Source organism: Vulcanisaeta sp. JCM 16159 (assembly GCF_001316265.1).
Taxonomy (GTDB): Archaea; Thermoproteota; Thermoprotei; order Thermoproteales; family Thermocladiaceae; genus Vulcanisaeta.
Genome location: NZ_BBDN01000005.1, coordinates 139167 through 158057, shown reverse-complemented (window position 1 = coordinate 158057; position 18891 = coordinate 139167). Strand labels below are relative to the sequence as shown.

Sequence of the window (18891 nt, the reverse complement as noted above, 5' to 3'; positions counted from 1 at the left end):
AAGTAATTAATGACAGCATTAATTGAGAAATTCCTGAAAGTATTCGCGAGGAGGGGTAGGTCGATAATACTCGCTTATGATCACGGTATCGAACATGGGCCAACGGACTTCCTCGATAATCCAGACTCCGCAGACCCTGGGTACATACTTAAACTGGCGCGTGAGGCTGGGTTTGACGGTGTTGTTTTCCAGAGGGGTATTGCGGAGAAGTACTATGATGGTAGTGTACCACTTATTGTTAAGTTGAATGGTAAGACGAACCTATACAATGGTGAACCAATATCAGTGGCTAACTGCACTGTTGAGGAGGCCGTAAGTCTAGGCGCATCTGCCGTGGGTTACACGATATATCCAGGTAGTGGTTATGAATGGAAGATGTTTGAGGAATTGGCTAGGATAAAGAGGGAGGCTGTTAAGTTCGACATGCCACTGATTGTCTGGTCATACCCAAGGGTGGTAAGGTCACGAACGAAACGGCGCCGGAGATTGTGGCCTATGCGGCCAGGGTAGCCCTTGAGCTCGGTGCCGATGCAATGAAAATAAAGTACACTGGTGATCCGAAGACCTTTGCCTGGGCCGTTAAGGTTGCTGGTAAGGTCCCAGTGTTAATGTCGGGTGGCCCTAAGACGAAGACTGAGGAGGAGTTCCTGAGGCAGGTTGAGGGTGTTCTTGAGGCCGGTGCCGTTGGTATTGCGGTTGGTAGGAATGTGTGGCAGAGAAGGGATGTGTTAAAGTTCGCTAGGGTTCTTTCGGAGATCGTGTATGGAGGTAAGAAGGTTGTTGAGGCGTTGGGTGAGGTTAAATGAAGGTGGGTATCCTCACTGGGGGTGGTGACGCGCCGGGGCTCAACATAGCCGTGTACACACTGACTAAGTTATTGGAGGGTAGGCACGAGGTTTATGCAATATTCCATGGCTGGAGGGGAATACTGGATAAGGAGGTTAGGAGGGTCAGGTCTAAGGACCTAATAGACACCGCGTTTACTGGTGGTACATTCATTAGGACCTCAAGGACGAACCCCTTCAAGGATGAAACTAGGGCTGAGACCTTTGCTAAAAATCTCAGGGAACTTGGCCTAGACGTGATCGTGGCGATTGGCGGCGATGACACGCTGAGCGCCGCTGCCCAGACGCAGGCGAGGGGTTTGGCTAACGTGGTTGGTATTCCGAAGACCATCGATAATGATGTTTACGGTACGGATTACACAATCGGCTTTGACACGGCAGTTAACGAAGCCATTAGAGTTACTGAGTCCTTCAAGACAACGTTGGTTTCGCATGAGAGAGTTGGTGTTGTTGAGGTTATGGGTAGGGAGCTGGTTGGATAGCCCTATTTACTGGGTTGCCACGATGGCGGACTTCGTCTTAATACCCGAGAGGCCAGTTGATTGGGATATCGTGGCCAGCAGGATTAAGGAGATTTACGGGGATAGGAGGTGGGCCTTGGTAATTGTTTCTGAGGGTATTAAGGAATACGGTGGCCCCAGGGATGAGTTTGGGCACTCGAGACTTGGCGGCGTTGGTAATGAGTTGTCTCAGTATATAGAGAAGGTTACGGGTATTGAGACTAGGGCTGTGATTCCAGGCCACATAATTAGGGGTGCGCCGCCGACGGCGTTTGATAGGGTATTGGCTGTTAGGTTCGCCACGGAGGCCTTTAATGCAATTGAAAGTGGTGACTTCGGAAAGATGGTGGCCTATAGGGACGGTGATATAGTCAGGGTACCAATAACCGAGGTACTGGGTAAGAATAGGTTAGTTAGTGGTTATTGGATGAAGCTTTATGAGACGTATTGGGGAACTTAAGCGCATTGTCTTTTCCTCATTATGTAAGTCTTCAAATACTCAGCATGACTCCAAACAAGTGGGGTTACTGAAACGGGCAATCCCCTGAATGGGTCAACCTGCTCAGGTAGTAGGTTCGTTGATGTCCTAACCCTGTTAACCCACGATATGAATTCCCTAGCCCTATAGCAATCACCCTTGGCCATGTAGTACTGGGCAACCCAGAGCGTGGTTATTATCCATGGATTACCGGGAATACCGCTGTAGTCGCCGGGAACCCTTTGGTAGTAATCACCCTCATAACGGGCGATACCTCCTATGGGCTTAACCCAAAGCCTATCCACAATAACCTTGACACTGCTCTCGAGCATTGGCTCATACACGTCGAACGCGTTAAAGAGGAATACACCCATTATGCTTGCATCGACTGTCCTGTCAACCTCCGTTATCTTGCCATCATCAATCCTGACAGACCTATAAAACACGCCCCTCTCCTTATCGAATAGGTAGTTCCTGATTGCTTCTCGAATCTCCATGGCAGTCTCCTCCCACTTACTGGCGCTCTCATACTCACCAAGCATCTTAGCCAAGTTGCTGGCCGCGAGTAGTCCTGCGTATACTGAAGCCACCGTATACGTATGCACACCGAGCCTCTCCTCCCATAGGTCGTAGGATTCGAGGGGTAATTTCAGCTTCTCATCCCTAAAATTAGTCATGAAGTTGGCGGCCCTGGTTATCACATCATAGACCTCCCTAAGTAAGTCGTAATCCCTCGTCCTCTGGAAGTAATGCCAGAAGGCGTAAATCACGGTTGCTGTCTCATCCTCCTGAATATTAAGTGACTTCCTACTTCTGGCAGTCCATGGGTGCCAGGTAGAACCCCAGGTACCACTTGGATTATACTTCTGGAATAGGAAGCCCTCGCGACCAAAGAGCTTAAACACTAAGGAATAAAACTTCTTCGTGAACGTGTAGTAACCCGCCATGTCAAGGGCCATGGCTGCAAATGCCGCGTCCCTAGGCCATAGGTAACCATATGTGTCCAGATTAAACTTTATTATTGATGTATCCAGTGAGGCGGGTATTGAACCGTTAGTACCAACATGGCCGAGTAGAACTACAATACTTTGCGAGGCTAATTCATCATCGCCGTACTCCGAGGCCACATTACTCCAGTAATTTACTGACCTGCGAAAGTAGGTCTCCACGTTATTCCTATCCCTAAGTTCAATTATCATCCTCATAACCCTCTCGTAATTATCACCTGCCACTATGAAGTAGTAAAACTCGGGACTCGCTATGGATATTGCGGAGGCCACGGAGCCCTGGGCTATTGGGTTCTTACTAAGTACGCCATCCTCACAGTCGGGGAGTACTACATTGAGGTCCCTCCTACCCGTGGTGTACTCATAGATTGGGTTAGTTGATGCTATGCCAAACCACGTAGTTCCCTTATAATGGAACACGGCATCTAATGATGGATCATAGAATGCAGTATCCCCCGCCTCATAATCGTTCAGCTTGAAATCGTGATAAAAGATTACCCTGACGAATCCAAGTCCCTTAATCGATACATGCCTAGCAAGTACTGGCTGCGGTATTAATACCGTATCCTCCATGTGTATTTTAAGCCCATCCCACTGGGCGTGAAGCTCAGCCTTTGAGCCTGACAACATAATCTCCTTATTACCGATGCCCTCAAGCCACGTGAATTTACCATCATGCCAAATACCAATCTTAAACCTGCCGCCGAAGGAGTGGTGATGATGCTGGCCAAGTAGTGGGTAGTAAACGTCCCTCATGTAGTAATTCTCATCGTATAATACAGCTAACGAGCCATTACTAAGGAACACTGTCCTCATACACTTAGTGTTGTGTTTAGGAAAATAATTAAGCATTATTCAGGAGTTCGACAGTAAATCATTACCGAAGGCATAACTTGTGAAATTAATGTTTCGCTTTGGGCCTGAAGAACCGCCGTGATTATATAACTACAGCGACTCTTCATATCCAAGGCATCACATTTTACTTAAAAATAAGATAGCCTATCCCTATCGATGTACCAATATGTCTTATTACCGACATCGCTTATCACGACCCCGAGCCTTCCAAGTTCGTTCCTAATCTCATCGGCTATATCGAACATTTTCTTAGCCCTTAATTGAGCCCTGATTCTTATCAACGTATCTATTAATGAGATGAGTGATGGTGGTAACCTTGTCCTGTTTAATATTCCGAGAATGTTTGCCAAATCACTGAAGGCCGTTAATGCATTGGTTAGGGCGTTCTTTGAGAAGTGCTGTGTGTTGTAGATGACTGTGGACGTAATGTATCTGGCGAAGTCCATGAGCGCCGCAACGGCGCCGCTTGTGTTTATGTCGTTGTTCATGGACTCCTCGAAGGAATTAACGAAGCCATTAACCCTACTTAGTAATTCAGCGTCCTTGTCGCCCACGTCGGGGGCCTCATTTATGACCTCGGTGAGCATGTCATAGGCCGCGTATACGCTCATTAATGAATTCCTGACCTGGTCCAGGGCGTCTGGGTCGAAGTCCATCGGCTTCCTGTACTGGGTCATGGCGTAGTAAAGCCTCAGTACCTCACCGTCATGTTTCCTCAATACGTCCATAATAGGTATGATGTTACCGAGGGACTTACTCATCTTCTGGCCTCTAATCATCACTAGACCAACGTGTATCCAGTACCTAGCGAAGTAGTCAATTCCGAAGTAAACCCTGGCAATGGCGATCTCATTCTCGTGGTGCGGGAATATTAGGTCCTGCCCACCGCCATGTATGTCGAAGGGTACGCCAAGGTACTTACTGGACATGACCACACACTCTAGGTGCCAGCCAGGCCTACCTGGGCTCCATGGGCTATTCCACCAGGGCTCACCCTCGCTCCACGATTTCCAAAGCGCGAAGTCCAGTGGGTTCCTCTTACCAGGCTCGGGCTCAACCCTGGCACCCGCTATTAACTCCTCGATTTTCTGCCCTGAGAACTCGCCATACCTAGGTACCTTGGTTATGTCGAAGTACACGGAACCGTCAGGGCTCACGTAGGCCAGGTTCTTACTCACTAACTCCTGAATCCACCTTAGCATGTCGTTTATGTTCTCGGTGACCCTTGGGTATGCATACGCCCTCTTTACGTATAGCCTATCCATTGCGTCAAAGAACTCCTTAATGTACCTACTGGGTACCTCATACCACCTATTAATTAAGTCACCACCAAACTCCTGCCTAGCCCTGTTGATTATCTTATCGTCAATGTCCGTGAAGTTAGTCACAAACCTAACCTCAACACCTAGGTACTCCAGGTACCTCCTAAATATGTCGTAGAACACGAATGTCCTCGCATGCCCAACGTGCATTGAGTCGTACGGCGTTAGCCCACACACGTATATCCTGGCCAGGCCTGGTCGTAGTAATGCTATTTTCTCAAAGTTCCTGGAAGCAGTGTTGTAGGCCATTATTGGCAATTCCCTCGAGTTTACATACATGCCCTTGCCGGGCAAATAATGATCACCAAGCACAGTTACTATTAGTATTAATAAGCATAACTTGGTGAAGAAAAATTATTTTTACCTTACACAGTAATTAACTAATGCAAATGACTGCCGAGGAGTTGACGGTTCTCCTAATACTTAAGAAATATGGAAGAATGGGTAGGTACTCGCTGAGCGCCATTTCGGGCATGGGCGAGGGCGTTGTAAGGCGTGTATTGAGTGAGCTTAAGGGTCAGGGCGCGATTAGGGTTATGAGAGGTGGGCTGAATTAACAGGTAAGGGTGAGGAGATACTTACTAGGTTGTTACGTGATCTCGGTATTGACGAGATAAAGGAGGTTACAAAGTTCTCCCAGGTATTTAAGTGCGAGTGTAGGAGGTGCTACGCATCAGTAATTAGCCGTAGTATTAATGAGGATTCCATCATAAGGCTTAGGGACATTGCGATAAAGAATGGCTCCGACGCAGTGTTATTCCTTAAATACGTGTGCCCGCAAAATAGGTTCCTAATACTCAAGCTTAATAACTACCTCGATGAATTGTCGCAAGAGGCCTCCATGGAATTAAGCAAGTTAGATAGCATTTCATGCAATAAGTATGCAATTGTACTATGCGGTAACGAGAATTACCAGGTAATAAGGTCGTTAATAAACACGGTCATCAATGTTTAATATTTTACCTACGCAGTCGCCATTACCCTTTGCGATTCGTATTGTTTAACTAGGTTTTCGATAGCATTTACCAATTCCTGCTCGTAGTCAATAAGCTTCTTATACTCCTCATTCCTAACCTCCATCCTAAGCCTAGGCAGCCTCTTAACCGTATCCAACTCCCTAAGTGCTGAGGCAGGTACTCCACGGTTAATCGCCTCAAGCCCCTTCCTATAGAACGTTATAATGAGCCTAAGAAGCCAGTACTGCTTTGGCGGTAATGACCTAACATCAACCGGGTGATAAGCATCCTGCTTTAGGAAACCCTCCCTAATTATGAATGCGGCATTTAACAAGTGCTTCTCCTGCTCACTAAGTGCCTCAGTACCGAGTATCCTAACAACCTCCTGAAGCTCGGCCTCCCTGGTCAGTATCCTCACGGCCTCGTCCCTAAGCTCCCTCCAGTCAGGCGCCACATTCTTCTGGTACCACTCAGCCACCGTATCGACGTACCTACTGAAGCCATTAACCAATTAATGGCTGGGTAATGCCTCGAGTAGGCAAGCTTAGCGTCCAAAGGCCAGAAGGCCCCTACGAATCTAAGTGTGTGGCTTGTGACCGGTTCCGTGAAGTCACCACCAGGTGGTGAGACCGAGGCAGCTATCGTAACCGAACCCAACCTATTACCCTTACCAAGAGTCACAACCCTACCAGATCTCTCATAGAACTCAGCTAACCTGGTTGGCAAATACGCTGGGAACCCCTCCTCACTGGGCATCTCGCCGATCCTCAGGGCGACCTCCCTCATTGCCTCAGCCCACCTACTTGTTGAGTCAGCCATTAGGAATGAGTCATAGCCTGATCCCTGAAGTACTCGGCAATGGTGACGCCCATGTATATGCTCGCCTCCCTAGCCGCCACGGGCATATTGGACGTATTCACTATGATCGTTGTCCTCTCCATCAATGGTCTGCCCGTGTTAGGGTCAACGAGCTTGAGCAACCCCTGTAGCGCATCCGCGGCCTCGTTTCCACGCTCACCACAGAGCACCGGAAACACTAACCTAGCCTCACTATACATTGCCAGCGTCCTTATTGTTACGGTCTTACCACTGCCGAATGGCCCAGGAATCGCGGCCGCACCACCAATGGCTATTGGGAATAAAGTGTCTACGGTCCTAATACCCGTTATCAATGGCTCAACTGGCGGCAGCTTTTCCCTAAATGGCCTTGGCCTCCTCACGGGCCATTTATGCCACATCTTGACCTTCACCGTGCCCTCCTTGGTCTCCACCTCTGCAATCACGTCTTCGATTGTGTACCCACCCTCAGGGGCTACGTACTTAACAACACCGCCGATCCTATATATCGGTGGATAGAGGATCCTATGCTCAACAAGTGGCGTTTCTGGGACAACGCCGAGTATGTCGCCGACCTCAACCTCATCGCCAACCTTAACCTTTGGTATCCACTTCCACTTCTTACTGAGATCCAGTGGCGGTGCCTTCTCATAGTTGATACCCCTCGCAACAAAGGGTCTCTTCGTTAGGTCAAATATTAATGGCAGTGGTCTCTGAACGCCATCATAAACCCTATTTAGTATGCCGGGACCAAGCCACGCACTAAGTGGTTCCCCAGTCCTAGTGACTGGTTCGCCAGGTTTCAGACCCGTAGTTTCCTCATAGACCTGGATAAAAGCCATGTCACCTTGGATCCTAACTACCTCGCCGAAGAGGCCGAGCTCGCCAACAAAGACTAATTCATAGAGTAGTGCTCCAGGCAATTCAGCCTTAACAACAGGCCCACTTATGTAGACAATCCTACCCTTGCTCGATGACACGGTAATGCTAGAACTCATAGTATTTAAAATTAATTCTACATCATTAATGGCTCATCCTGATGATGCTAGACGCGCCAGTAAGGTCTTTATTTGATGCTCCATAAGCCCGAGCCTAGAGTCGAGCGTTGCATCGACCCTGACCGACCCATCCATCGAAGAAACAACCGCACCCAATATGTCCTCATTCGTCGTATTTACAACGGCATTAAGGCCGAGCTCTGATATTAACTCCCTAGTGATGCTCTCATCAGCCTTGCTTACCATTATCATTAATTCCCTCGAACCGATTATTGATACTGCCCATAATATTGAATTTTTAAGAAATCTCTTATAATCATTAGTGCCTCTCATTGACTTAATCCTATCCCTAATCCTCCTAACAACCTCGTCGTATGCACCCTCAAGAATTCCAAGTTTTTCCTTTTTCTCCTTCATCATCTCGTCATAAAGCCTATATTCCCTTTCCATGTTCAGTTCCTTATCAATATTCTCAAGAGCACTTGAGTACTTGTTAATAACAGCCTTGACACCATCAAGTAGCTCGGCCTCAGCCTAAGCCTAGCATTATTACTCCACTCATTGATCTCGTTCTCGAGTCGTGTAATAATACCGTTAATCAATCGCTCAGTAAGTTCCTGCTCAGACACGTGGCAAGGTTATTTTACGAATTTAAAAATTTTCCTTTCCTTCCCTTAAGAATTAATTTACGGCCATTAACCAAGTACGTGCAATTGCCAATGCTTACATAAAACCAGCAATCCTCCTTAATAATAACCTTTATAGAATTCGTCAATGTCAATACCTTAATAGTCTTGGTGGTCTCATCAATAACAACACCGCTAATGCCGTTTAGAGACTCATTCCTGCAGTTGATGGTCTCTATAAACCTGAATAATAATGGCTTACTCATTCACCCGCCTTAACCGACCTCCTAGCCTCCTCATTCATTATGGTCAATATTCTGGCGATGGCCCTCCTAACGGTCCTAACCCTGCCAGGGTTTTCCAGGGTACCACGCTCCTTCTGCGTCTGCAGCTTAAGCAGTTCATTCCTTAAGTCATTGAGTAGCTTAGCCCTATCCTCAGGCTTCATGTTCCTAATGGTCTTCGCATTAAGTCTCTGCCTGCTCGCCACCCTCACCACCCTGTACCTGCTGTGCCTGGGCCTCGGCAGTTACCTCCCTGCTCGGCGGTTTTATTTGGAACTCATCGCTAAACCTAATTGGTGGCGTTATCCTAACCTCAATACCGTAAAGGCCCGGCTTCAGTAGTACCTGGCCAACGAACCTCTGAACCTTGGTCCTCGAATCATAACCATTCTTGTAAATAACTCCATACACGTACTTCTCAAACCTTGACCTCTCACTCGTCAACTTGCCACTAATCGTTACCTCGGCACCCTTTGCGCCGCCATCCATTATCTGCCTAATGGCTATCATACCGGCCCTCCTGAACTTAACGCCCTTGGTCATTGCCCAGGCAATCCTATTGGCGATGATCTTGGGGTTAAGCTCTGGGTTCTGTATCGGGGTTACGTCGATTATTGGGTTCTCAACCTCAAGCTTCCTACTGAGTAGCTCCGTCAATTCCTTGACAATAACGCCCTTCCTACCAATTATCCTATTTGGCCTCTCGGCATAGATAATTATCCTAGTACCAAGCGGGGTCTTCAGTACGTCAGAGTCAACGTAGCCCTGCTTAGCCAGTCTATAGTTTAGGAATTCCTTAACCATCCACTCCTTAATCTTATCCTGCAGTATCTTCTTATATACGGGAATCCTCCTCTGCGCTTGACTCATTCAGGTAAACCAACAACCCTATGCCTATTTAAGATTTTTGTCATTCATTAGCCCTAGATAGGCTCAAAACCGGCGATATCCGTCATGGAACCCCTCCTCTCATTCTCAGGCCTAAACACGGGCCTAACCTTAAGCCCAACCCTAACGTTACCTGGCTCAACATTAATTATGTAGTGAACAAGGCCGCCAGTGACCCCTGGGAACTCTATGAAGCCAATGATCACAGGCTTAGGCAACTTATTTCCGTATGAGTCCTCGTAGACCACGGTGTAGGTCCTAACAACACCCACAGGCGCTATCTCAACTAATTCCTTAATCTCGGCAAAATCATGCTGACAAAAGGCCTTTGGGGGCATTAATAACCTACCACAAACTGGGCATTTACCGGCGAGCAATTTACCGGCCTTAAGGCCTCAAGGAACTTAGTACCTATTGGACCGGCCGTATACCTATAACCCTGCTCGATTGTATGGAGCCAATGCCTAATATCCCTATTAACATTTATCTTCTCGAAGGACATGCCCATCACCTCACAGGCTCGAAGCACTCAATATCAAGAACAGAGCCCGCCCTTTGATTAGCCGGCTTCCACCGAGCCTTAACCCTCATGCCAAATACCTTCATTGACTTAACATCCTCAGGGTCAACACATAGGTAATGCATTATGCCGGGGAACCTATGCTCACTAAACTCCTTGCCAGGCACGTCGAGCTTAATTACACCAACAACCCTAGGCTCCTTAAGCGGCTCCCTCGTAGCACTTATGTAACTAACCACTGCAGTAATTACTGTGCCCTCATCCTTAACCTCAACCCAACCATCCACAGGCTTGAAGCAGTACGGGCAGTACATCTTTGGCGGCACAAACACGTGACCACAGCTGCTGCAGTACGTGCCGTAAATCTTACCATTCTTTAAACCCTCAAGAAACCTTGAATAGGCAGTGCCGGCGGTTACATTGTATTGAAATGACTTAGTCCACACCTCATGAGGGTAGTTCTTAATGTCGCTCTCCTTAATCGGCGTACCCCCTACCATAGCTTAGGTAATTAATAAGGCTGTATTTAAGGATCACCCTAACATCACAAAGGCCTTATAAATTACTGATGATGCCGGTATACGGTGATGAGGAGGCATTTGCCTGATAAATGATTGACCGCCGGAAATGCTGATTAATGACTTGGGAAAGCTCTCATTACGTAATTAATGGCGTCGTTGCGAATATCAACCATCCTAATAGGTAGTTCATTAATTCTAACCCTCCTAACCATCACAATCGTTGCTATGGCACTAGCTATCATACTGGCATAGCCACCCACCCTGGCCTTAATCCTAGGCATTAATATTGATAATTCCTGGTCAAGCTCCACAATATCCTCATCACTAAGAAAGCCATTACTCCTTAGGTAATTAATGAACCATGAATACACACCATCTAGAATGAGCTCCCTCCTGATACCGTGCTTAGTACCTACATCATTGGCAATGCCGTATGGATCAAGCAAAAACACAACACTATTTATTGGCAATCCTCTTCTAATTACATTGATTATGCAGGAGACCTTACTATCCATTTCCCTAGTCATATCCACAGTGGTTGGGTAACAACGCAGGAACAGCTCCGAGTATGCTTTATCGATTTCAACGGGTGAACCAGCCACGTAACCCACTGTACCTAAGTCCCACCTGGGCATCGCAAGGCCTACGACCCTACCCATTACTTGGATTGAGTGTTAGAACTTAAAAAGTAAGTTAGTTAGGGTTCTCACGACTATGAGCGCTGTGGCCAAGGCATTGACTAAGATCGTGGTATGCCCACTATGTGATTACATGGGTGAGGATGTTAATAAGGTAGTTGATGCAATAATCAAGGCGTCGCCAAGGCCCAGGCTGAAGTGCCCAAAGTGCGGTGCTGAGTTGATGCAAACTCCTTCGTCACCCACATGCGCAGGCATGGCAGGGTCGGCGGTAAAACAATAACATGTGATATATGTGGCGCGAAATTGAGTGGTGAAGGGGCATTCCTTAGGCACATTAAGGAGCACTTGATAGTTTCGGTTAGGCGTAATGGGATGGATGTTTACTACTGCCTCGTGTGCGGTCAGGAATTCATAACGAAGAACTCCGCGATAACGCACCTAATCAAGAGGCATGGTCTCGAGTGATTACGTGTGAGCTTACTTTGGGACTTCATAATTACGTTACTGATTATTTGGCCTCCGTACGTCGCCAATGCAACGCCCGTAATTGCCAGTAAGGTGTTTAGGCGTAGGACGCCCATAGATCTTGGTAGGAATTTCATTGATGGGAGAAGGCTTTTTGGTGATGGGAAGACTTATGAGGGTTTCATCACGGGTCTATTGGCTGGTTTCGTAATTGGTGAGTTTACGTACATCATGGTAACCAGGGCTGTAAATATCGCCTCAGAACTCCCAAACTCATTGGCTGTATTCGTAATGTGCATTGCGGCTTTACTGGGTGACTTGCTCGGGGCGTTCATTAAGAGGAGGCTTGGCTTGCCCCGTGGGGCACCGGCGCCATTGCTTGACCAACTTGACTTCCTACTGGCGGCATTGCTGGCTTTATGGCTCGTTCAACCAAGCGCCTTAAAGGTGATTTACGTGGTGATTGCCGTATTGATAACGCCGCCGATACACTTAGCCACAAACACAATAGCTTACCTCCTAGGGCTTAAGAGGGAGCCTTGGTGATGATGTAATTAACTTTAAAAGATGCCTTATAGATTGAGAACGCGTGCGTGCAGTAGTACTTGGTGATGAACACACGGTCTATACCTTCAGGTTACTTGGGTTTGAGGGTAGGGTAGTTGGTGAAAGCGAGAATATACTATCAGTGATTAGTGAGTTAAGTCTTGAGGAGGGTGTTGGCGCGATATTGATAACGAGTAACCTCGTGGATAGGGTTAGGGAGGACTTCGATAAGATGAGGATGAAGATGAGGAAGCCCATGCTCATTGAAATACCGTCATTTAAGGAAATGAGGTTTAAGGAGGTAAATTACCTGGCAATTCTCCGAAGTGTCCTTGGGATTTAGTGAATCATCAATATTAACGCAAGTATCAGGTAGGCCACAATCGTTACTGCCATGGCCCCAAGAGACAAAAACCTAAACCTATGCATGTAGTTATTATTCCTCAGAAGCATTATTGATGCGTATGTGAGCATGATATCCGTTATCAACACACCTATCGATAAAACTAATCCGTAAGGTTCCTTGGTATCGTAAATGATTATTAATGGTGATATGAAAACGGCAATTAACGTGAATACTACCGCCAGAACCAATGCTGTTCTGACCCCGTGAACATTGGCCACAGTCCTGACACCAGCCCTGACATCACCCGCAACATCAATGGCGCCCTTAACCAACTCCCTACATCGTGGCCAGGAAGGAAACCATGAGGAGCAGATAGGGTAGGTTGAGTGTTGGTGGTGTTGATGTGGCTGCGTATAATCCATATATGAATGTTAGTGATGACGTTAACGCCACAAGGAGATTGTTCACGACAATGACCCTCTTCAACCCATAATTATAGGAAAAACCAAGTACTATAGCCATGATTAGTATGACGATACTCCAAACCATTAGGTGGCCGAGCGCAATACCCAGCGCATTCAATAGCACTGCAATAGTTACGGATAATAGTGATAATACCCAGGCTTCCTTAATGGTGACCTCGCCACGTACAAGTGGTGCGTCCGGCCTATTGATCTTATCCTCCTCAATATTGTAAATGTCATTTGTTGCGAAGAGAAATACCTCCGTAAGTAACGATGAGAGGAAGAGTAGCACCATGGCCACGCTGCTCCTACCACCGGCTACTACGTATGACGCAATGGTGATTAGGCTTGTTAATATTCCATGCTCAATCCTGGAAAGCCTAATAAGTGCCCTTAGGTTCACGGTATACGCCAAAGAGAACCAGCTTATTAAGTTAGACCGTATTAAAACGAGGGTGAGTAGACATACTGTATTCCAAACATCTCGGCGATGTCCTTATCGATTGCCGCAACATCCTCTGTACTAACCTCCTTAATGTCGTACTTGCCCAATGCGGATACCAGCATCTGCATCTCCTCCTTAACAGCCTCTATGTAGTTTAGAACGCCCCCCTCGCCCTTAACCATCGCCGCTATGAGGAACGGCCTAGCCATGTAAGCGCCGCTGGCTCCCAGGGCCATGGCCTTAACCACATGCGAACCATTGTAGAGCCTGCCGGCGAGTAATAGGGATATGTCCGTTATACCTAGCCTCCTGGCATCACGTACCTTCTTAAGAGCCACTATGGTTGGGTAGCCCAGGTCCTTCATGGCCACTGAAGCGCCATCCCAGTACCTCCCTCCTTTCCATCAATAACCACGGCGTGGGCGCCCTCCTCATGGGCTATGCTAATGACTCTATCCACGTCCCTATATGGGCCAAGCTTGATCCAAATCCTCGCCCTTGGGTATGCCGTCTTCATGAACCTAATCATACCCTGAGTATGTCCTCAGTGTACGTGCCAGGCACTGAGTACCTGGTTATGAACTTATCCTTAACCTTCTCAGGATCCACCTCAAAGTGGTACTTAGCCTTAAGCCTAATTGCCTCCTCCCTCGGGATCTTAATTACACCGCCAAGTCCAGGCTTTGCCCCCTGCCCCATCTTAATCTCGAAACCAACGAGACCCTCCTCTATGTACGGCTCAACATCCTTATCACTATACACCTTATTCCAAAGCTCATCATACGCATCCTCCACGTTCTGCTGAATAATAACCCCACCATACTTATCAACATTCGTTAAGTACGCCATCAACCTCTCCTTAAAGCTTGGGTGACCCCTCGTGTACCTCCTCGAGTAGCCCCTAACCGTGGCTACGTTCTCCCCAATACCCATGACAATACCCGCCTTAGCCGCTGCCCTGGCGATCTCAAGGCTAAACTTACTGGCCACTGCCGTGGAGCCCATTGAACCGACGACTATGGGCATGGAAACCTTAAAACCACCCAATGAACCTTCTAGGTTCACGTCCATGAAAGTGGGCTCCCGAAGAAGCTCAGCCATCTTCTCAAGCCTTTTTGGCGTAAATGCCGGTGGCAGTAATATTATTGAGTTATCCAGGGTCTTAACCCTTGGAAATCCCCTCTTATCGTAAACCCCTGAACCAAGCAACGCCGATCCATACGTAGCCACCTCCCCAAATGGGTAAACTGCACCGCGACCCTTAAGAGCCTTAAGAGCGATCTCATCGAATGGGTAATCCTCAATAAACTCCTTAAGGCCTCTAATCGACACCCAATAAGCCCTAAGTCTTACGATTAATCGGGCAATGTCAATTATCATTGAACAGCAATGCCCTGATTTATGTTTAAATACTTGTTTGTCTAGATAACAATATAATTCGGAATTAAATAGTAATATTAATTATAGATTTCAGAGATTTCTAGTTGATATAATTCATACTTATTGGAATATTAAGTTAACTGAAAATGACTGCTTCACGACCAACATAAAATAATTATTAACATTAGTGACTACTTCCTTAAAGAAACAATGCTTTTAAGCTCGGGTATTACCTATTGAATTATGGCAGTAATTAAGGCATTTATAAGACGACTAGTCACAAAATGGGGCCTTAGCTCTGACGGATATTCAATGACGTACCTGACCTTGGTCTCGTTATTATCCATTAACCGGGCATCCTATTGGTCAATACCGAGTAATATGAGAGCCTCTATGGTGCATTGTCTATGGTTATGAAACTACGCTATCCATACCAAAACCCCGTTGATGCGCTGCTTAATTACCTGAAAGTACGCCCTCACGATACGTTCCTAATCAACGAACATGGCCTATCATTAACGTATGAGAATCTTTATAAATCGTCAGCCAAATTAGCCAACTCCTTAGACATACTTGATGTTGGTTATGGGGATAAGGTTGCCGTAGTTATGAACAATAGTATCGAGGCCGTAATCTCATTATTTGCAGTATGGATGCTTGGCGCATCGGCAGTTCTCATAGACCCATTAACCATATCTGAGGATCTTGATTACCAACTAGGTGATTCGGTTCCTAAGGTCGTCATTACCGATAAATCGGTCATTGAGAGGAAGATCGCCGTTTTATCCAAGTATAGGGTTGTTGGTGTTGGCGTCTCTGGACAGGGTGTATTAAGCTTTCAGGAACTACTAGGCAGTGGTTCCATAACAGGCTTTAGGCCGGCTGAGGTTAGGGGTGATGATGTTGGATTAATCTATTACTATGCGGGTATTGCTGGAAGAACAATGCAGGTTTGGCATACGTACTTTAGCCTATATTCAGGGCCTTACGCGTTTGGTGAGGCGATAGGACTAAGCCCCAAGGACTCTGTACTTGTAGTTGCCCAGCTATCCCACATACTCGGTCTTACTGGCTCATGTCGGCCTTCGTGAGGGGGGCCAAGGCCGTTATTGCCAAGTACTTCGATGCCAAGGACACGCCTGAGTTAATACGTAGGTATGGAATAACCGTGTTTGCAGGTGTGCCTTTAATGTTTGACCAGATACTTAATAATCCAGTACTTAATAATAAGGACTTAAGCCCCAATGCATTATCGTCATTGAGGCTAACCCTCTCGGCAGCTGCGCCATTACCACCAGCGACCCAGTTAGGGTTTTACCAGAGGTTTGGTGTGCCGCTTGTGCAGTTCTACGGCTTAACTGAGGCGTACGTACTCACAGTACAGCCGATCAAATATAAGGATGTGACTGGCATGGTTGGCTCGGCAATACCAGGCGCCGAGTTAAAGATTGTTGACCTAAACGACCCATCCAAGGAGTTGGGCGTGGGCAGTGTTGGTGAGTTGGCGGCAAGGGCTCCCTGGGTGATGAAGGGTTACTCGGACCCTGATGACACGAGGAAGGCCTTTCATAATGGTTGGTTATTGACCGGTGACTTAATGGTTATGGATGATGAGGACTTACTTTACTTCAGGGGCGTTAAGAAGATGATGATTAAGTACAAGGGTTACCCAATATTCCCACGGGACCTGGAGATAATATTGATGAAGCACCCAGCCGTTAAGGAGACCTACGTAACCGGTGAGCAAGCCAAGGACCCAAGCATTGGTCAATTACCCATGGCCTACGTAGTACTGCATGATGAATATAGGGTAAGGTGTCTGAAAAGGAATTGATTGATTTCGTAAATTCCAGAGTAGCGTTTTATAAGAAGCTTAGGAGGGTTTACTTCGTAGATAGGCTACCCATTAAGTAATCATTATGGCATTGAATTAAAAATTAAATTGAAAATTACTGTCCCCTCCAAATAACTTCACCAATGTCATTAGGAACCTTATAACCAGGTAATTTACCGAGGCATCCCTAAACTCGCCACTCCTTAACATTCTGAGGAATGCCTTAACACTATCCTTCTCAAGCCTATCAATGGGTATTGCGAAGTCATAACTCTCCCAACCAAGTGGTATGAAGTCGAGACCATACATAGCCGCTGCCGCCCTAATGCCAACGCCGGCATCAGCCTTACCCTGGGCCACGGCCGCCGCGACTGCCGTGTGCGTCTTAACCTCATAGTAATAACCATTCACCTTCCTCACTAACTCCTCGAACTTAACACCCATCTTACTCGCTACCTCCTTCAACTTCAGGTCTAGTAGAAATCTTGTGCCAGCGCCCCTATTCCTATTAACAATCCTCACATCACCTCTTAGCAAGTCCTCAACACTCCTTATGTTCTTGGGATTGCCCCTGGGCACTATCAATCCCTGCTCCCTGAGATAACCCCTAATTAAAACGGCATTATTAACACTGTACTTAACCATGTACGGCACATTGTATTGACCAGTTTCCTCATCAATGAGGTGCAGACCAGCCACATCAGCCTCACCGCGCTTAACAGCGTACAGCCCACCCATCGAACCAACATTGATTACCCTAGCCCTAACAAAGCCCGGCAGCATTGGTATTAACACGTCAAGTCCAAGGTCATGACTACCAATTATGTATAGGTTAGCCGGCATATACTGATGAGTGAATAGGACCACCTCCACCTCATCACCACTCTCCAGGTACTCCACGGTTTCGGGAATGGCTATGTAACCATCAGCGAAGGCCAACGTGCTTATGGCGCCTGACTCAGCAGGTAATGGGTAGGCCACTATCCCATGACCCGTATCAACTAGGCTAACTGGGTAAAGAGCCTCCTACCCTTCGCGCCATCAGCCTAATAGCCAACTTAGCCTTAACCCTGACCTCATCAACACCCGTGCACAGCATCCTAGCCAGTATCGGCTTAACTATTATGTTGAATATCATCAACGCCGAACTTGGGTATCCAGGTAGGCCAATAACCAACTTATTATCCCGTGACACGGCAACTACGGTGGGTTTACCAGGCTTTACCTTGAGGCCATGGATTATTATGCCCGGCGGCCCTATCTCATCGAGTACCCTATACGTTAGGTCCGCAAGCCCTGCGGAGGTTCCTCCTGACAGAAGCACTAGGTCGCTTATGCTCAATGCCCTATTCACTGCATCTCTCATCTCATTAATGTTATCCCTAACAATACCCATGATCATCGGTTCGGCGCCCATTGATCTAACGGCGTGGGCTATCGTATACGTGTTTATATCATAAATCTTACCACGACCTAACTCCTTACCTGGACTAATCAATTCATTACCCGTGGATATTACCGCAACCCTAGGCCTCCTAAACACCTCAACCCTGTCAATACCAACGGCCGCAAGCAGGCCGACCTCCCTCTCCCTAATTACGGTGCACCTCCTAAGTATTAACTCGCCAATCATCACGTCAGAGCCCGCAGACATCACATTCTCACCAGGCGTTACTGAGCGGTATATCACCAATTCATCACCACTACGTTTCGTATACTCAACCATAACTACCGCATTGGCGCCAGGGGGCATTGGGGCACCAGTCGCTATTTCAACCGCCTCGCCATGATTAACCTGCGGTAGTTCCTCAGCCCCTGTCTCAACATCACCAACGACTTTCAATCTGGCTGGGTTGAGTTCATCGGCTCCAAACGTATCCTCAGCCCTAACCGCGAATCCGTCCATCGTAGCCCTATCGAATGGTGGTACATCAATACGCGAGTACACGTCCTTCGCCAAGACCCTCCCATAACTCTCCTCAATACTTACAACCTCGGCTCCCAGCGGCTCAATCTTAACTGTGTTAAATACCTTACTTAATGCCTCCTCAGGTGTTAGTAATTCATGAAATATTATTCTCTTACTAACCTCAGTCATTGGGCTTTATCATAATGCAGTACTTTAATAACTTA

The 18891-nt window shown here is 47.1% G+C and carries 24 protein-coding genes and 4 pseudogenes; 11 read left to right on the top strand and 17 right to left on the bottom strand.

Going from position 1 to position 18891, the window contains the following annotated elements; genetic code table 11:
- The first annotated feature begins 9 nt into the window (after positions 1 to 9).
- The 3 genes and pseudogenes from JCM16159_RS18885 to JCM16159_RS18875 all read left to right on the top strand — a co-directional run bounded on the left by JCM16159_RS18885 (position 10) and on the right by JCM16159_RS18875 (position 1805).
- Positions 10 to 806, top strand: a pseudogene (locus JCM16159_RS18885) (class I fructose-bisphosphate aldolase).
- Positions 803 to 1327, top strand: coding sequence for a 6-phosphofructokinase (locus JCM16159_RS18880; RefSeq protein ID WP_367834348.1), 525 nt, complete (start codon positions 803 to 805; stop codon positions 1325 to 1327). The pseudogene JCM16159_RS18885 and the gene JCM16159_RS18880 overlap by 4 nt, the downstream one beginning before the upstream one ends.
- The gene (locus JCM16159_RS18875; protein ID WP_367834347.1) at positions 1278 to 1805 is read left to right on the top strand and encodes a 6-phosphofructokinase; all 528 of its coding nucleotides are present in this window, start codon (positions 1278 to 1280) and stop codon (positions 1803 to 1805) included. The genes JCM16159_RS18880 and JCM16159_RS18875 overlap by 50 nt, the downstream gene beginning before the upstream one ends.
- Here JCM16159_RS18875 and JCM16159_RS06360 read toward each other — a convergent pair.
- Both JCM16159_RS06360 and cysS read right to left on the bottom strand, forming a co-directional pair.
- A complete protein-coding gene (locus tag JCM16159_RS06360; protein WP_054857285.1) occupies positions 1802 to 3646 on the bottom strand; it encodes a glycoside hydrolase family 15 protein in 1845 nt (614 codons plus the stop codon). The genes JCM16159_RS18875 and JCM16159_RS06360 overlap by 4 nt on opposite strands.
- Positions 3647 to 3813: 167 nt before the next feature.
- Entirely contained in the window at positions 3814 to 5286 is a 1473-nt protein-coding gene (cysS, locus tag JCM16159_RS06355) for a cysteine--tRNA ligase (protein ID WP_054857316.1), read from the bottom strand.
- 104 nt (positions 5287 to 5390) lie between these two features.
- On the opposite strand from cysS, the gene JCM16159_RS15495 reads away from it, so the two are divergent.
- Both JCM16159_RS15495 and JCM16159_RS06350 read left to right on the top strand, forming a co-directional pair.
- Entirely contained in the window at positions 5391 to 5564 is a 174-nt protein-coding gene (locus JCM16159_RS15495; RefSeq protein ID WP_243666138.1) for a hypothetical protein, read from the top strand.
- A 29-nt stretch (positions 5565 to 5593) separates the two neighbouring features.
- Positions 5594 to 5962: a hypothetical protein gene (locus JCM16159_RS06350; protein WP_243666137.1), complete on the top strand. Its 369-nt coding sequence runs from the start codon at positions 5594 to 5596 to the stop codon at positions 5960 to 5962.
- A gap of 8 nt (positions 5963 to 5970) precedes the next feature.
- Here the strand turns inward: JCM16159_RS06350 and JCM16159_RS06345 are convergent.
- From JCM16159_RS06345 to JCM16159_RS06310, 10 genes and pseudogenes are all read right to left on the bottom strand, one after another.
- Positions 5971 to 7798, bottom strand: a pseudogene (locus JCM16159_RS06345) (V-type ATP synthase subunit A).
- 33 nt (positions 7799 to 7831) lie between these two features.
- Positions 7832 to 8266 carry a V-type ATP synthase subunit E gene (locus tag JCM16159_RS06340; RefSeq protein WP_367834355.1) on the bottom strand — a complete coding sequence of 145 codons (435 nt, stop codon included), beginning with the start codon at positions 8264 to 8266 and terminating at the stop codon, positions 7832 to 7834.
- A complete protein-coding gene (locus tag JCM16159_RS15490; protein WP_243666136.1) occupies positions 8251 to 8427 on the bottom strand; it encodes a hypothetical protein in 177 nt (58 codons plus the stop codon). The genes JCM16159_RS06340 and JCM16159_RS15490 overlap by 16 nt, the downstream gene beginning before the upstream one ends.
- A gap of 14 nt (positions 8428 to 8441) precedes the next feature.
- A complete protein-coding gene (locus JCM16159_RS06335; RefSeq protein WP_054857284.1) occupies positions 8442 to 8690 on the bottom strand; it encodes a ribonuclease P protein subunit in 249 nt (82 codons plus the stop codon).
- Positions 8687 to 8914 carry a 50S ribosomal protein L29 gene (gene rpmC / locus JCM16159_RS06330; RefSeq protein ID WP_054857315.1) on the bottom strand — a complete coding sequence of 76 codons (228 nt, stop codon included), beginning with the start codon at positions 8912 to 8914 and terminating at the stop codon, positions 8687 to 8689. The genes JCM16159_RS06335 and rpmC overlap by 4 nt, the downstream gene beginning before the upstream one ends.
- The gene (locus tag JCM16159_RS06325) at positions 8892 to 9578 is read right to left on the bottom strand and encodes a 30S ribosomal protein S3 (RefSeq protein WP_054857283.1); all 687 of its coding nucleotides are present in this window, start codon (positions 9576 to 9578) and stop codon (positions 8892 to 8894) included. Before JCM16159_RS06325 ends, rpmC begins: the two co-directional genes overlap by 23 nt.
- A gap of 53 nt (positions 9579 to 9631) precedes the next feature.
- A complete protein-coding gene (locus JCM16159_RS06320; protein WP_243666135.1) occupies positions 9632 to 9973 on the bottom strand; it encodes a Zn-ribbon domain-containing OB-fold protein in 342 nt (113 codons plus the stop codon).
- Positions 9934 to 10098: a hypothetical protein gene (locus JCM16159_RS15485; protein ID WP_243666134.1), complete on the bottom strand. Its 165-nt coding sequence runs from the start codon at positions 10096 to 10098 to the stop codon at positions 9934 to 9936. The genes JCM16159_RS06320 and JCM16159_RS15485 overlap by 40 nt, the downstream gene beginning before the upstream one ends.
- A 5-nt stretch (positions 10099 to 10103) precedes the next feature.
- On the bottom strand, positions 10104 to 10616 hold the full coding sequence (locus JCM16159_RS06315) for a Zn-ribbon domain-containing OB-fold protein (protein WP_054857282.1): 513 nt from the start codon (positions 10614 to 10616) through the stop codon (positions 10104 to 10106).
- A gap of 134 nt (positions 10617 to 10750) precedes the next feature.
- Entirely contained in the window at positions 10751 to 11296 is a 546-nt protein-coding gene (locus tag JCM16159_RS06310; RefSeq protein WP_054857281.1) for a hypothetical protein, read from the bottom strand.
- Positions 11297 to 11351: 55 nt separating this feature from the next.
- Here JCM16159_RS06310 and JCM16159_RS15480 point away from each other — a divergent pair, with 55 nt between their 5' ends.
- The 4 genes from JCM16159_RS15480 to JCM16159_RS06295 are packed head-to-tail and all read left to right on the top strand — an operon-like array spanning position 11352 to position 12632.
- A complete protein-coding gene (locus JCM16159_RS15480; RefSeq protein WP_243666133.1) occupies positions 11352 to 11558 on the top strand; it encodes a hypothetical protein in 207 nt (68 codons plus the stop codon).
- Between the two features lie 23 nt (positions 11559 to 11581).
- Positions 11582 to 11743, top strand: a complete 162-nt coding sequence (locus JCM16159_RS15475) for a hypothetical protein (RefSeq protein ID WP_243666132.1) — start codon at positions 11582 to 11584, stop codon at positions 11741 to 11743.
- 6 nt (positions 11744 to 11749) lie between these two features.
- Positions 11750 to 12289 carry a CDP-2,3-bis-(O-geranylgeranyl)-sn-glycerol synthase gene (locus JCM16159_RS06300; protein ID WP_054857280.1) on the top strand — a complete coding sequence of 180 codons (540 nt, stop codon included), beginning with the start codon at positions 11750 to 11752 and terminating at the stop codon, positions 12287 to 12289.
- Between the two features lie 43 nt (positions 12290 to 12332).
- Positions 12333 to 12632 carry a V-type ATP synthase subunit F gene (locus JCM16159_RS06295; RefSeq protein ID WP_054853037.1) on the top strand — a complete coding sequence of 100 codons (300 nt, stop codon included), beginning with the start codon at positions 12333 to 12335 and terminating at the stop codon, positions 12630 to 12632.
- Here JCM16159_RS06295 and JCM16159_RS15470 read toward each other — a convergent pair.
- From JCM16159_RS15470 to JCM16159_RS06285, 3 genes and pseudogenes are all read right to left on the bottom strand, one after another.
- Positions 12629 to 12967, bottom strand: coding sequence for a hypothetical protein (locus tag JCM16159_RS15470; RefSeq protein WP_243666131.1), 339 nt, complete (start codon positions 12965 to 12967; stop codon positions 12629 to 12631). The two genes, JCM16159_RS06295 and JCM16159_RS15470, sit on opposite strands and share 4 nt — an antisense overlap.
- A gap of 4 nt (positions 12968 to 12971) precedes the next feature.
- Complete coding sequence (locus tag JCM16159_RS15465; protein ID WP_243666130.1) at positions 12972 to 13502, bottom strand: UbiA family prenyltransferase; 531 nt, start codon at positions 13500 to 13502, stop codon at positions 12972 to 12974.
- Positions 13503 to 13543: 41 nt separating this feature from the next.
- Positions 13544 to 14924: pseudogene (locus JCM16159_RS06285) on the bottom strand (glutamate synthase-related protein).
- A 407-nt stretch (positions 14925 to 15331) separates the two neighbouring features.
- On the opposite strand from JCM16159_RS06285, the pseudogene JCM16159_RS18870 reads away from it, so the two are divergent.
- Both JCM16159_RS18870 and JCM16159_RS18865 read left to right on the top strand, forming a co-directional pair.
- Positions 15332 to 16401: pseudogene (locus tag JCM16159_RS18870) on the top strand (class I adenylate-forming enzyme family protein); the annotation flags it as partial.
- Positions 16402 to 16449: 48 nt separating this feature from the next.
- Complete coding sequence (locus JCM16159_RS18865; RefSeq protein ID WP_367834354.1) at positions 16450 to 16758, top strand: hypothetical protein; 309 nt, start codon at positions 16450 to 16452, stop codon at positions 16756 to 16758.
- A gap of 96 nt (positions 16759 to 16854) precedes the next feature.
- Here JCM16159_RS18865 and JCM16159_RS15460 read toward each other — a convergent pair whose 3' ends face one another.
- Both JCM16159_RS15460 and glp read right to left on the bottom strand, forming a co-directional pair.
- Positions 16855 to 17739: a substrate-binding domain-containing protein gene (locus tag JCM16159_RS15460; RefSeq protein ID WP_243666128.1), complete on the bottom strand. Its 885-nt coding sequence runs from the start codon at positions 17737 to 17739 to the stop codon at positions 16855 to 16857.
- A 25-nt stretch (positions 17740 to 17764) separates the two neighbouring features.
- The gene (glp, locus tag JCM16159_RS15455; RefSeq protein WP_243666127.1) at positions 17765 to 18856 is read right to left on the bottom strand and encodes a gephyrin-like molybdotransferase Glp; all 1092 of its coding nucleotides are present in this window, start codon (positions 18854 to 18856) and stop codon (positions 17765 to 17767) included.
- Positions 18857 to 18891 lie beyond the last annotated feature (35 nt).